The organism is Photobacterium ganghwense, assembly GCF_017329545.1.
Classification (GTDB): domain Bacteria; phylum Pseudomonadota; class Gammaproteobacteria; order Enterobacterales; family Vibrionaceae; genus Photobacterium; species Photobacterium ganghwense.
The window spans coordinates 927,729-941,263 of sequence record NZ_CP071326.1 but is presented as its reverse complement, the minus strand read 5'-3'; the positions used below and the strand labels follow the sequence as shown (position 1 = coordinate 941,263).

11 protein-coding genes are annotated in these 13,535 nt (G+C 46.0%); 1 reads left to right on the top strand and 10 read right to left on the bottom strand.

The genetic code is table 11. From position 1 onward, the window contains the following. Window position 1 precedes the first annotated feature (1 nt). The 10 genes from FH974_RS20265 to FH974_RS20220 all read right to left on the bottom strand — a co-directional run bounded on the left by FH974_RS20265 (window position 2) and on the right by FH974_RS20220 (window position 12,242). Entirely contained in the window at window positions 2-1,417 is a 1,416-nt protein-coding gene (locus tag FH974_RS20265) for an NAD(P)/FAD-dependent oxidoreductase (protein ID WP_084712493.1), read from the bottom strand. Next, window positions 1,414-2,169 (bottom strand): SDR family NAD(P)-dependent oxidoreductase, encoded by a 756-nt coding sequence (locus FH974_RS20260; RefSeq protein ID WP_047884800.1) that lies wholly within the window; start codon window positions 2,167-2,169, stop codon window positions 1,414-1,416. The genes FH974_RS20265 and FH974_RS20260 overlap by 4 nt, the downstream gene beginning before the upstream one ends. 188 nt (window positions 2,170-2,357) lie before the next feature. Beyond that, the gene (locus FH974_RS20255; RefSeq protein WP_047884274.1) at window positions 2,358-2,789 is read right to left on the bottom strand and encodes a nuclear transport factor 2 family protein; all 432 of its coding nucleotides are present in this window, start codon (window positions 2,787-2,789) and stop codon (window positions 2,358-2,360) included. Window positions 2,790-2,817: 28 nt separating this feature from the next. Next, the gene (gene phrB, locus FH974_RS20250) at window positions 2,818-4,284 is read right to left on the bottom strand and encodes a deoxyribodipyrimidine photo-lyase (RefSeq protein ID WP_047884275.1); all 1,467 of its coding nucleotides are present in this window, start codon (window positions 4,282-4,284) and stop codon (window positions 2,818-2,820) included. Next, window positions 4,274-5,053, bottom strand: coding sequence for a MerR family transcriptional regulator (locus FH974_RS20245; protein WP_207104171.1), 780 nt, complete (start codon window positions 5,051-5,053; stop codon window positions 4,274-4,276). The genes phrB and FH974_RS20245 overlap by 11 nt, the downstream gene beginning before the upstream one ends. 34 nt (window positions 5,054-5,087) lie before the next feature. Next, window positions 5,088-6,035 (bottom strand): YbgA family protein, encoded by a 948-nt coding sequence (locus FH974_RS20240; RefSeq protein WP_047884277.1) that lies wholly within the window; start codon window positions 6,033-6,035, stop codon window positions 5,088-5,090. A 701-nt stretch (window positions 6,036-6,736) separates the two neighbouring features. Then, a complete protein-coding gene (locus FH974_RS20235) occupies window positions 6,737-7,165 on the bottom strand; it encodes a hypothetical protein (protein WP_047884278.1) in 429 nt (142 codons plus the stop codon). 550 nt (window positions 7,166-7,715) lie between these two features. Then, the gene (locus FH974_RS20230; RefSeq protein ID WP_207104170.1) at window positions 7,716-8,513 is read right to left on the bottom strand and encodes a hypothetical protein; all 798 of its coding nucleotides are present in this window, start codon (window positions 8,511-8,513) and stop codon (window positions 7,716-7,718) included. A 1,124-nt stretch (window positions 8,514-9,637) separates the two neighbouring features. Then, entirely contained in the window at window positions 9,638-9,967 is a 330-nt protein-coding gene (cutA, locus tag FH974_RS20225; protein ID WP_047884280.1) for a divalent-cation tolerance protein CutA, read from the bottom strand. A 238-nt stretch (window positions 9,968-10,205) separates the two neighbouring features. Next, window positions 10,206-12,242, bottom strand: coding sequence for an alpha-amylase family glycosyl hydrolase (locus FH974_RS20220; RefSeq protein ID WP_047884802.1), 2,037 nt, complete (start codon window positions 12,240-12,242; stop codon window positions 10,206-10,208). A 643-nt stretch (window positions 12,243-12,885) separates the two neighbouring features. On the opposite strand from FH974_RS20220, the gene FH974_RS20215 reads away from it, so the two are divergent. After that, window positions 12,886-13,236: a hypothetical protein gene (locus FH974_RS20215; protein ID WP_047884281.1), complete on the top strand. Its 351-nt coding sequence runs from the start codon at window positions 12,886-12,888 to the stop codon at window positions 13,234-13,236. The last annotated feature ends 299 nt before the right edge of the window (window positions 13,237-13,535 follow it).

Here is a 13,535-nt window from a genome sequence, read left to right as displayed (position 1 = left end):
CTCAAGACTCCCGGGAAATGAATGATTGTGGCTGATGCGCCTCACCGATAGCATTACCGACAATATTGTCGTTACTGCTCACTTCAGTAGCGGCTAGTTGAGACTTGATGCCTTGCACCACATCCAGCGCACTTCTCACCCCATCTTCGTGGAAGCCGTTGTACCAATAAGCGCCGCAGAACCAGGTTTCACGGTGCCCGTTTATCTGCGATCTTTGTTTCTGCGCCGCAATGCTCTCGGTCGTAAAAACAGGGTGTGCGTACTCAAACCGCCGAAGCACTAAATCCGGCTTAATCAAATCACTCTGGTTCAACGTCACACAGAATGTTTCCGGTGCCTGTACGCCCTGGAGAATGTTCATGTTGTAAGTCACACTGGCCAACCGTTTATCGCGCTGACCATCTTCGTTTGACGGCAAATGGTAATTCCATGACGCCCAGGCCGCTTTGGCTTTGGGCAGAATAGTGTGGTCGGTATGCAGCACCACATCATTAATCTGATATTCCATCTCTCCCAGAATGTCCTGTTCTTCTGGGGAAGGATCGGCCAGCAAACGCAATGCCTGATCGCTGTGACAAGCGAAGATAACGTGGTCATAAATCTCGGTAATGCCGTGACTGGTGATAGCCACCTTCCGATGAGTTCGCCGTACCTCATCTACTGGGGTGCTGAGACGAATATGATCACGAAACGGTGCGGTCAGTTTTTTTACGTATTCTCGCGAGCCACCGGGAATGACATACCATTGCGGGCGATTGGTTACCTCAAGCAGACCATGATTGCGAAAGAAGCGAATAAAAAATGCCAGCGGAAAGTCACGCATATCGGACAAGCTAGATGACCAGATGGCCGCCCCCATCGGCAGGATATAATTCTCGCAAAAATAATCGCTGAAACCGTGATGCTGTAAAAACGCCCCTAGACTGAAATGCTCCGGAGTTTGAGTATTAGCAGTGAAGGGTTGAGCACTAGTTGCATCGCGGTGTGTACCAGCGTTTATTTCGATATCCGGCAGATTAAGTGCAATCGCCAGACGGTTAAATCGCAATATTTCGTTGATAAACAGATAAAAGCGCGGGTTTACCAAGTTTCGCTTTTGTGCAAACAATGACCAGAGATTATGGCCGTTATATTCCAGTCCGTTTTCAGCATTATGTACGCTGAAACTCATTTCGGTCGGCTGCCCGACAACACCAATGTCTGACATCAACGAAATGAAGTGGGGATACGTACGATCGTTATAGACGATAAAGCCGGTATCAATGGCATAGCGACCGCTGCCTACCTCAACATCCACGGTGGCTGTATGTCCACCGATATAATCATTGGCTTCGTAGATGGTCAGGTCATGATCTTCATGTAAATAGTGCGCGCATGTAAGCCCTGAAATACCTGTACCGATAATCGCTATTTTCATGCTGTTTTCCCCGTCATTCTTTTTATTGCTGCCAACTGTATATTCAGCGGTAACAACGCCAACATTTTCATAAACAAGCTGAATCGCCTCGGAAAATGAATCTCACGTTTTTTCTTCCCGATACCCTGACGAATTTTCTCAGACGCATATTCAGGTGACACCAACAGTGGCATCGCAAAATCATTCTTATCCGTTAGAGGGGTTTTGACGAAACCGGGGCTAATCAGTGACACCGTCACCCCACGATTTGCCAGATCTATCGCCAGCGTGTGAGCAATGTAAGCACATGCCGCTTTTGAGGCACCATAGGCTTCGGCTCTGGGCAATGGCACATAACAAGCGGTTGACCCCATCAGTGCCAGATGGGTGTTCGCCGTAAACCGCGATTGCATCGCTTCAATACAGTTCAGCATACCGAACACATTGATGTCGAAGACCCGCCGAAACAAAGCGGCATCGACCCACCCGTTTTCGATATATTCACAGGTGCCGGCATTGAGAATAATCAGCTCAGGTAACCAGGTGAGTGTGCCCAGCACCGTTTGCACTTCGTCAGCATTCGTGACATCAAAGACCAGGGGCTCGATAAGACCTTGTCGCCTGTCGGTTGTTTCAGCCTCGATGAGTTGGTTGAGTTTTTCTTCATTTTGACCACAGGCGAACACATGCCAGCCTTCTTTGGCATAGTCGATGGCCAGCTGTTTCCCAATGCCAGAGCTTGCCCCGGTAATGAGCACCGACTGTGCATTCACGATGCTGGTAGATGGAATTTCATTAACGTCGCTTTTGTTACTAATGTCGCTTTGTTTATGAATGTCCCTTTTGTTATTAACATCGCTTGTTGTATGCACGTTAGTCTGTACATTGGCTGTGTTGTGATGCGAACTCTTTTGACTGTCGCTAGCAATGCGGTCATGACGGGGATCACTGGTGGTCATACTTATAACCTCGCCTTCAGATGGCTGATCAGCCTGCCGAGAACCGGAATACCTTCGTAAATCATTTCGCCCATGTCGAAGTAATCTCGGTGATACCGGACTTTGCCCTGTTCAAACTGTAGCCGAGAGCAGCCTTTGACGGTGCGCGGCTTTCCGCCAGAGAGTCGAGGATGGCGAAACTGCATCGTCCACTGCACGTATGCAATATCGCCCTGCGCCACCGATTCATGAATCTCAAACCTGCAATCAGGAACAGACGCAAACAATCGCGAAAAATACTCACTCAGCGCTGGCCAGCCTTCCACTCGGTGCGCCGGGTCTTCGAAAATCACGTCCGGGTGATATATCTCCGCCAGAGAAACAACGTTCTGCGTCGTCAGCTTTTCGTAAACCTGTATAAAAGTATCCAGCGAATGTGCCGCATCTTGTGTCATGACAGCTGCTCCTGATTCGTGCTAAGCGTTAATTGTCACCTTTTGCCAATTTAAACCTGTCGATAGCACGCAGGCGGGCTGCTTTGTGATCAACAATCGGCTTCGGGTATTTCAACGTTACGGCACCCGGCCATTTGTGCGGCTCATGGATGTACTTGTCCGGTACGTCTTTTAGCTCATGCACCCACTTACGGATAAACTCCCCTTTTGGATCAAAGCGTTCGCTCTGTGTGGTCGGATTGAATACGCGAAAGTATGGCTGCGCATCCGTTCCTGTCGATGCCGCCCACTGCCACCCACCGTTGTTGGCAGCCAGATCGCCATCAATCAAGTGCGAGAAAAACCATTGTTCTCCGGCTTGCCAGTGAATCAGTAAGTCCTTGGTCAGAAAACTGGCTGTGATCATTCTCAGCCGGTTATGCATCCAGCCCGTGGTTTTCAACTGACGCATTGCGGCATCGACTATCGGAAAACCGGTCAAGCCTTGCTGCCATGCTTTCAGTGCTTTATCTGATTCCTGCCACTGAACATTTCTGGTCCAGGCGATAAAGGGCTGATTACGGCTCAATTGCGGAAATGCAACCATCAGATGGCGGTAGAACTCACGCCAAACCAGCTCGTTCAGCCAGCAGAACGCACCGGATTCAGGCTCATCGAGACAGTTCGGTGCTTCATGAAGTAATACAGCCAGACACTGGCGCGGTGATACCAAACCGAGCGCCAGATAGGGTGACAAGCAACTGGTTCCGTCAAAGGCCGGGAAATCACGATATTTATGATAATCTTCCGCCTTTTCTTCACAGAACGTCAGCAAACGTTGCCGGATGGCTTCTTCATCAACCGGCCAGGCCATGCTGTCTGTCTGGGGGTACGTAAAAGGTTCATCTACTTTGTCAGCAATACCGGACGCCCCAACAGAAGACCCATTTGACAGATTGAGAGCATGTGAAGCTTCCACCGCCGCGGGCACAGGTTGTACCGCTGCCCCCTGCATTCTGAACTGTTTGATCCATTCCCGGCGAAACGGGGTATACACCTTAAACGGATCGCCTTTCTGGGTAAGCACCTCACCGGGTGGAATCACGCAACTGTCATCGAACGCACTGAATTTGATCTGATGCTGACTGAGCAGGTGCCCGGTTTGATGATCCCGTTGCAGTTCATTCCACTCGTACTGCTTGTTACAAAAGACATGGCCGACTTGGTGTTCGTCAACCAGACTAAGCACTGCCGCAGGGACTTCAGAGAAATCGGCAACTTCCATCACCTGAAGGGGGATATTCAACGCACGCAACTGCTCGCGTAATACCTGTAACCGACGGTGGATAAAATCAATCTGGATCGGGGCCACATGGTGTTCATGCCACTGCATCGGCGTTGCCAGATACAAAGCAACCAGCGAGTCGCAGGTTTCCCGGGCGGCCAGCAAAGCCGTGTTGTCTACGGTTCGTAAGTCTGCACGGAACCACACTAACCCGCTCTTGTTATGACTCATGGCACAACTCCGTTAATTCCGGATGGATAGCGCTGATGCTGCCCGCCAGCTTTAACTCACTGTTCGTCTCTGCGACCAGTTGACCTAACTGTTTAGCGACATCACGGTCTAATTTGTACTCCCCAGTGACAACAATCAGCCGTTCTTGCCAGGATTTCAGTAGCGCAGACAGTGCGCTGAGTTTCCCATCAACGGAGGTCAACAAGGTGACGTTGTAACCCTGCTCAGACAGCGCCAGCAATGTCAGCCATACGCCGTATTCCGGCACTGAGTCAAATCCCAGAAGCAGACACGGTTTTCGGTTACGCTTTCGTAAACCAGCCACCAGTGACAGACACCGCTCACGAATGACACTGCGCCACAAAGCGCTCTGCACCCCGGCCAGAGGATTTTCACTGCGATGAATGTTTGCCTGCACCACAGCAGCAATGTGTTCGCTGAAACGATCCAGAGGATACTCTTTCATCAACTGAGAAACCTGCCGATCAAGTGCTTGAGCATCCAGTGCCACCAGCGATTGAAGTAATTGATCCACGGCTGCTTGTGATGACGCATCCGAATCAGGGTTGTCAGCCAGTTCAGTGTTCCCTTCCAGCAATGGGCGTACTTTGCTGATCGCGACACCTTTATCGAGCCAGCCAAGGATCTGGCGGATCGTCTCGATATCGACGTCTGAATAAAGGCGATGACCCTGTTCAGTCCGCTGCGGATTAAGCAAGCCATAACGTCGTTGCCAAGCCCGCAGCGTGACCGAGTTTACTCCTGTCATTTCAGACACTTCTTTAATAGCGTATAGGGCGATTTCAGAGTCCATAACGTAATTTCAATTCCTCTGGGTACGGATCAATAAACATCTGAATTTGCAAATAAGGATCCGGATATTCCCGTAAATAGTGTTTAATCAGCGCAAGTGGAGCCAGCAATGGCTGGTTACCTTCTCGGTAGCTGTGGATCAATGTCGCCAGCTCATGTTTCTGGTCTTTGGTTAAGCTACGTTTGAAATACCCCTGCAAATGCATCAACACATTGGTTTTGTTTTTCCGGCTTGCACGTTCTTTCAGGGCATCCATAAACTGCTGACGGTATTCGAACCAAAAATCGTCAATGTCCCATTCTTTAATATTTGCAACCATCTGCCCCAGGGTTTTATAAGCCGCCGGGCTATGCGCCATCAAAATCAACTTGTAGCGAGAGTGAAACTTTACAAAGGCATTTACCGACAGGTTATTGCGTACGCTCTGATAAAAGTCGTGCAAGGCAAATACCCGAAACACGAAATTTTCCCGTAGAACCGGATCACACAAGCGCCCATCTTCTTCTATCGGCAACCATGGCATTTTTTCCATCAACTCACGGGTGTAGATCCCTGTTGTTCCGCCGGGCACCGTGTTGTTGTTCGGAATATGCAGTTTCACTCGTTCCATACCGCATGTCGGTGATTTGGCACACACGATATATCCGCACATATTGTCTGACTGGCGAATCTGTTTATCTGCGAAGGCTTTCATTTTGTCGGTGTAATCAATGGACTGATTTTTACTTTCCACTAACCGTTCATCCCCTTCAGCTAACTGCAGAAGGCGAATAACCGGACGTGGTACCGTCATCCCGATACCGACTTCCGGACATACTGGTTTGAAGGTGAAATGCTTCGACAGCTCATCCACCACAAAGCGGTTTTGCTTGTGGCCACCATCAAAACGGACACGTTCACCAAACACGCACGCACTGATACCAACCTGAATAGTCATGGTTCATCCCACCTTGTACAAAACATAACTCTTGTACAATCAATGTAGCGCAAGCGATCACCTTGTACAAAGATTTTTTTTGTACAATCAATACTGGCACCGACCACTGCCCTCTGAAAAATGACATAAGCCAATGAAATAAATGAATTTAACCATCCATGACTGATGATGAATTGATGAAGGATTTAAAATGATCAGACTTTACGCCGTGAAATCCCTCCGTAGAGAGAACGCGTAATAAAAGCCAAAAGGAAGAAAGATGGAGAAAAGAAAGGAGCACGAAAAAGAATGTGTAGTAAAAACTCGACTCGTCAGAACTCAACCTGTCCGTATTCAAAAAACGATGTAATCAGATCCTACAGGCTGTTCTAACGCGCTTTTGCCCCATTCCGTGTTTCGACCGAATGAACACACAACTACACCTAAGTATCATTTGACTTACTTTTCATAATGTCAGTATTTTATCTAAATGAACGAAACTAATAAATTGAGGTGGGTATTCAAAACAACGATGTGTCGTGTGAAACAATTGCTCATGAGGAGAGTAAGTCCAAAAGGTTTTAACGCACAAGTCGGCGAAACTTTAGCGATACGCTGAACAATATGATTGAGCTTGATATGCCTAAAACTTGACGTATTGATTGATGCGCACCTAATATAAAACAACTTGGCTTAAAAACTAAATTACGCAACAAAGCATACTATATTTTTAAACAGTAGCTAAGGCTCTGTGAAGATATCCAAAAACTCATAAAGCGAGGGCCAACACTGTGAATTTTTGAGTTATACCCAGTGGTATTATCTGCCTTTTTTCTAAGTACTTTAACATAAGAAGATGCTAGCTCATTGAGTGCTGTAATTTGGATCTCTTGGATTTGGTGATGCACAATATTATCTAGCAATTCCCATTGCCCCTGTACTGTTGTTTTGTATTGCAAAACCTCTCCGTTGGGAACTTTCAATAGTAGTGTGAATATATCACTTTGAAAGGATTCTTGACTATAGGTAGTATTCTCAATAGTAGTTGCAGCTGGTCCGTCGTTGATGCACTTCCAGCTGCCTAAAATGGAGGGATCGTTAGCATAAGAATAACTAGAGATGCCAAGTATTAAAATTAGTAATAATCTCATTGATTCATCCAAGAAGAGTTAATGTGTTTGAGAGTGAACATAGTTTGATCCGAATAAGAAAGACCAAACGTCCTAAGTCTAATAGCATAGGAGATCGCACTGGGGCTTGCTTCACTGTCTAGTTTACACAATTGATAAGCACATCCAATCATCACTTCTAACAAAAGTGATGGTCCAGTTAAAATAAGAGTTACTTCTTCATCAACTCCTTTTTTAATTCCATCATAACGATAGTACTGGAGCCTACGGTAATAATCGTCGTCATTCTCCCTAGTGTCAGATAAAGAAGAGTATCGAGTTTGACTGTCAATCCAAAGTGTCACAGATGAAGTATTTTTTCCAGATATTTAAATAATCTAAGTTATTTAGGTTAAGCTTGCCAAGCCAGATAAAATGGCAATAATTAGGTACCTCATGCATGTCGAAGCTAGAAAGATCTATGGTACTTATGTTTTCTTTGCAGATAGTCTCATTGATTAGATCATAATTCTCTTCATCTATAAATTTATCGAACATGCAGACCGCTCTTTTAAATAAGTCGACCAATTATTTATCCTCGTACTTTCTCTAACAATTTCTGCTTAGCCTGAGTAAAAGCAGCCCATTGCCTGAGCACCTCACTATTGTTTGCTTCGTTTTGCACTCCACATGGCTGACCACCAATACTAATGTCAGGGTTCGAATACAAACCAATCACGAAACCATTTTTAAGGTTCTCGTTCATCACTGTACGATAAGGCCCGCAATGATAGGCATGCGCTTGGGATTGTGCTGCCTGAAACCATTCGAGTCCGCCTCTCTGATGGCCAGCCATTGCAAGGTGCCCTAGTTCATGTTCAAGAACATAAGGGTTGCCATTTAGCGTAATCGCAGCCATTCGAGCAACAACTTCTGGATAAGTATAACCTTTATATTCTGATGGTAGAGTCTTGACAACAACAACTATAAAGTCAGTTAACGACTCTAGATGTTCTTGTTTTTCTTGGTTAGACAAATTGCTTATCAGACGATCGTATAGAAGTGAAAACTCTTTCGCACTGTACGGAGTGAATGCGTTATCAACGAAAGTAACACTAGTTAAGAGACGTTCAATAGATATACATGAACGTTGCAAAACTTGATTGGAGGTCAACACCAATTCGGAAATCCGGCTTACAATATCTTCTTCGCTCTTATCAATTGAGCGATCGACGAAAAACCTTAAAGTGGTGGTTAATGTATCATTTTTACTGCATTTATGTACTACTAACTCGTTATCTCTAGAAGTATTTGCGTTATACAACAATAACAATGACAAGACTAACAATAAAGCAAAAAATCCGAAGAGGAAGAGTGATTTTTTTTTCATATTAAAATTCATTTAAATTTGTCACTTTGACGCAGCTAAATCTCATTAGCTATTCGTTAACTAATAATTAATCCGTATAATCAACAAACTACTCTTTAGTTTCAATACTGATCGATTAAAGAGCAATAAAGCTTAAACCTTCAGAGAATAAGCCTTTAATTTTATAAAATTCTAATAACAGCGTCTATCTAATAAGCCAAACTTGATTTATGTTTTTTAGCGAAACGAAACATATTAACGTAAAGCCCCAAATTCGACTAAAGAATGAACATAAAACAATCTTAGTTGGTCAAAAATATTGAAAGTTATGGTGCTGTTACATTTAAGTCTGGCAGTTAGTGTTTATGTTTCTAGGATGCTTTAGCAGCAAAAACGCGTACTACATTTAGACCAGCGCCGCTACCCGAACTGCTACCTGAACTTCGACCTCTTCCACTAGCTCGGGTATTACAGCCTCCGGTTTGAATTGGAGTGCCTTGATTCATATTGTTACCTTTCTTAATGTCTCCGGCATTCGTACCAGAACCACCATACCGACCACCACCTAATGCGCTACCGAAAATTCGATTTATTTCATTTGTATAGTCATTTTGATTTCTGGGATCAAAGCCACCTACAACTTGATTTAAATCTTATTCACTTAAAGTTTGAACTTTAGAGCAAGTCACTTTCTTCATTATTTATATCCTTATCAACTTAATTTATATTAGCACAACCTTAAACAATCAGTGTCAGGTCACTTGGTCTAGAACTAGTTGCGCAGCTTCTAGTTTAAACTCGGGGCTAAATCTTCTTCTGCTACGTTTTGTCATGTTGTCACCTGTTGGCTTCTGAGGCGATGATATCACCTCTAATCAGGTGGCCAAACTTAGTGTGCCACTACACAATACGTGAAGTTATCCGTACTTTACTAAATTAGCAAATTCACTGACTCACTTTTGTCCAGAAATGAGATACGTGATGTTTAATGCAAATTGTACGATTAAGCCACACTACATAATCAATACTGTCGGGTCAGGTCTTAATTGATATAAGTAAGCACAAAACAGTAACCAATGGCTGGCCTACTGCCAGCCCAAATAACTCATACTACTTTTAAGCTTGTACATACCGTACATATTCAATTAGGCAGAACGGCATTCAGCCTGTATCCATGCCAGATAATCAGCATATCCCGCGGTAATCGGCAGCCTTATTATTTCTGGCGTTTCGTAATCATGATTGGCCAGAATATCCGCTTCCACTTGTGGGTACAGTGCCTCGGTCGTTTTAATCATCACCAGCTTTTCTTTGTCTTTGTTCACTTTCCCCTGCCAGTGATAGTAACTTTCAATCGACTGCACCTGCACACAGGCGGCAAGGCGCTTTTCAATCAACGAGTGAATGATGGACTCACCCACTTCTTCATCAGCAAAGGTCGTCATGACCACACAGTATGGGGAGGAATCACTCATAACAATCTCCATCTAAATTTTGAACAAGAACGAGCAGAAAAGCGCATTAGAGCGTTAGGGATCCGATTGCACTTTTGAGCCCCTTCCAGATAATCACTATTAGCAGTAAAAAAACAAACTGGGGCATGTGTACGCCCACGGCAAACCAATGAACTAAGGAGGACGCCAGGCCCTCCTATTTTATCAATGTGTTAGCTGTGATTTAAATAACGTTTCACTTAATGTCGATCATTTAATGTCACAGGGCATCAGGACATTTCGATACCATGACTGTTTCAGGTTCACCAGTTACCGAAAATTTCAGGCTCCAGACATATTTTCCGCTTTCCGGCAGCGTAACAGCAGTATCTTTACCGTAACCGCCCCGCTTCAGCGTGCCTTCCTCGCCAGCCTTTAATGTCAGTCCATCAGCCGTGAACTGTGGTGTCCAGTCTTTTGCAGCATACTGCATACGATAGGCTCCGGCCTGCTCTTCAATCACTGCCTGATAAACACCGTTACCCTTGTAAGCATACTGGCGATGATCTTTATGCTTCCAGCCAGAATCAGTAAAGTCTCCCACCACATACAAGGTTTCCGACATAGGCCCGGCATCACTGACTGTCGGGTTATCACATTGCGCCATAAATCCTTGCCCGGACAGGGACATTTCAGCCTGCGTTGTCAATTTCACACCAGATGCAGCAGGCTTTTCAATGAGAAGGAAACGCGCTTCAAACCCTTTCAGTGGAATGTGGTAGTAACCCTCTTTGGCCTGAAACTGCTCCCCGCTTATCAGATCTGTCAGTACCCCTTCTGATCCGGAGCCCGCAACCGGCAGATCAACGGTAGAAGCCGCATCCATGGTGCTGACGGCGTACAACACCGCTTCATTTACACCTTTATCATTATCGGCCTGTTTATGGTCGATGTATGCTGTTGCCGTCGCTATCAGGTTTGTGCGTTTACCCTGTGACAACGCCGGATGTTTAGCCCGTACTGACATCAGGGCTGACACATACGCTTTCAAATCCTGCTGGCGTTGTTCCAACGTTACTGTCAGGCCGTCAATCTTCGCGCTGCTGCGCGCGACATGGTCGTCGCACAATCCCTGCACGGCACAGTCCTGATAAACCTTCGCAGCATAGTCGGCCACTTCATCCCCAATCTCCTCACCGTAATACAAGGTGATCGGTCCGGTGTAAGCGGCCAGAAATGACAGCGCCGCTTTGTGGCGGGCCCAGTACTGCTCATCGGCTGGTGTCGCTAGATAGCCTCTTTCCAAAAGATCACCGAACCGGACGAGATCATGGTTGCCCAACATCAGATTCGGCTTGGCATGCTCAGGGTATAAACGGTGCAGCGCCATCCCTTCGTTAAGCCACTCTCCACCTTTCCCGCCATTTCCGTTTTCATTGACGGCAAAAGTCTCGACCAACCGATATCGCACGGGGAAGTCAAACGAAGAACACAGTGCCGGTTGCATATTCGTTCCGTACCCATGTTGAGTAATATAGTTCTCGTTATTCCAGATTTCTGCAACCATATAGCCCAGCGGATGCACTTGCTTACCTTCATGGTTTTGATAGGTCACGGATTGTGAAGCGTCATCGACACTTTTACGAATTTCTCGCCAGGCTTCGGGCGGCACCTGATACGCCTGATCCAGACGCCAGCCATCAATTTTTAATGTTTTGATCCAGTACGTAGCCACTTCCTGATAAAACGGCAGGCTTTCCGGATAGCTTACGGGGTTTGATTCGCCAACCGGCAACTTGCCGGTTGGTGATGGCACTACATTGCCTTTGTGATGACCAAACACGCCATCAAAAAACACATACATTCCTTTGGCATGAGCTTGATCCACTAAGGTTTTCGCTTGCTCCAGCGTTCCAAATCGGGGATCAATCGCGAAATAGTTACTGGCAAAATAACCGGTTGCATCCAGACGATCTGCCCAGTGATCTTGCCCCTCCATTGGGAGGGACTCAAACACGGGCGTCAGCCAGATCGCATTCATTCCTAAAGACTGTATATAGTCCAACGAATTAATAATGCCCTGAAGATCACCATGATGGTGGCTGGTACCGTAACCGGTTCCATGACCAACCGCTTTGTCACCATCAACAAAGCTCTCAACCATGATTTGGTAAATGCGAAGATTATCTGCGCGGGTCATCATGTCCGGCTGACAGGCATAAGCCGACGACACCGTTTGTGTCTGCTGAGCAGATGAATCAGGCAACGATGCCGTTGCAGCCACGCTACAAGTACTCAACGTCGCAGCAATTGTCATTGCGAGCAATGTCGGTGCTTTTGTTCTATTTACAATGTTTTGTTTCACAACCGTGTTCTCCATTATCGCTCATCGCTCAACCGGGTTATCCCTGGCTATCCCTCAGCCACTCTTTAACAAGCGCTCGAATATAAGTGTTGAACAGTTTTTGTTATCTCCTTATTTATTCATACCTTTAGCGTGCTGTGACCCTCCTGACCGCCCAGCCTGAAGCGGTTTCTGGGGCATAGAAAGGGGGCGGAGACAAAGGGCGTAGTGGAAACGACGCTCAGATGTTCGAAAGCAATGTGCTTTTTTGCCTTTTTCTACGGATTAAGCCAAACCGGAAGGGCTACGAAGCGTGACATGACCAGTTTTTTGGCACCCGTTTAGCAAATTCCCTCATCTCATACTGAGAACCTGCGCAAACTGCACCTTCCTCAATTTATCAGTCACTAACATTGTGAAAACACGCACGAATCTGACATTTTTCGTCGTTGGTTGAATCGGTTATCGGCTTCTGGCCAATCTCGGGATCCGTGACTGAGCAAAAATTCGTCAGTTGCAGTGATTACTAGGCCGCTTCTGGAAGAAAATAGCTGTGTCGTCCATCGTCACTGCTACAATAGCGCCATTACCCCTGAGGACGACTGAGGAAAGAAACATGCAACACGATCAATTCGTGACGTTGGTTAAATCGGCTTGTGAAGCAAACACACTGCCTGAAGCCCTGGATATTCTGAAAAACTGTGAGCACGAAGACGTGGCTGAAGCGGCACAATCCCTGACCGGGCAGTTCAAACTGGCTGAAATCGAGGGCGAGCAACGTATTTACCATGTGTCAATGCAGGAAAACGATGAAGGTCTGGAAGAAGAATACGTTGAGTGGATCATGAACGTTGGTGACGACGTGATCAAATTTGTTGCCTGGTTCTTCTTTGACATGTTCGACATGAAGCAGAAAGATGTTTACCAGGCTGCCGGCCGCACTTATCAGCAGCCAAAACGTCAGTAATGTGACTCCGCGAGCCATTCCATTATCCGGAATGGTCGCAGGCTTCCAAAACAAAATCTGATGCTCTGCGGAGCAGGCAGTTGTCTCAATCGAGAAACGCTATGACCGGCGTAAATACATATCAGGCCATAGCGTTTTTTCTGGCGCCTCAGTGTTAATCAAGCACGGAAATGAGGAGTTTCATCTCTATGATTCAATATTCAAGTTGGCTGTCCCGATAGTTATCCCTTATTTACTTATCCCTTATTATTTATCCCCTATTAGCTATCCCCAATTAGGTCTCCCCCATTGCATACTCA

Excerpts from the sequence above, each read along its gene's own strand:
- FH974_RS20265 (WP_084712493.1), bottom strand. The coding sequence starts at position 1,417 with ATGAAAATAGCGATTATCGGTACAGGTATTTCAGGGCTTACATGCGCG.
- FH974_RS20255 (WP_047884274.1), bottom strand. The coding sequence starts at position 2,789 with ATGACACAAGATGCGGCACATTCGCTGGATACTTTTATACAGGTTTAC.
- phrB (WP_047884275.1), bottom strand. The coding sequence starts at position 4,284 with ATGAGTCATAACAAGAGCGGGTTAGTGTGGTTCCGTGCAGACTTACGA.
- FH974_RS20245 (WP_207104171.1), bottom strand. The coding sequence starts at position 5,053 with ATGACAGGAGTAAACTCGGTCACGCTGCGGGCTTGGCAACGACGTTAT.
- FH974_RS20240 (WP_047884277.1), bottom strand. The coding sequence starts at position 6,035 with ATGACTATTCAGGTTGGTATCAGTGCGTGCGTGTTTGGTGAACGTGTC.
- FH974_RS20235 (WP_047884278.1), bottom strand. The coding sequence starts at position 7,165 with ATGAGATTATTACTAATTTTAATACTTGGCATCTCTAGTTATTCTTAT.
- FH974_RS20230 (WP_207104170.1), bottom strand. The coding sequence starts at position 8,513 with ATGAAAAAAAAATCACTCTTCCTCTTCGGATTTTTTGCTTTATTGTTA.
- cutA (WP_047884280.1), bottom strand. The coding sequence starts at position 9,967 with ATGAGTGATTCCTCCCCATACTGTGTGGTCATGACGACCTTTGCTGAT.
- FH974_RS20220 (WP_047884802.1), bottom strand. The coding sequence starts at position 12,242 with ATGACAATTGCTGCGACGTTGAGTACTTGTAGCGTGGCTGCAACGGCA.
- FH974_RS20215 (WP_047884281.1), top strand. The coding sequence starts at position 12,886 with ATGCAACACGATCAATTCGTGACGTTGGTTAAATCGGCTTGTGAAGCA.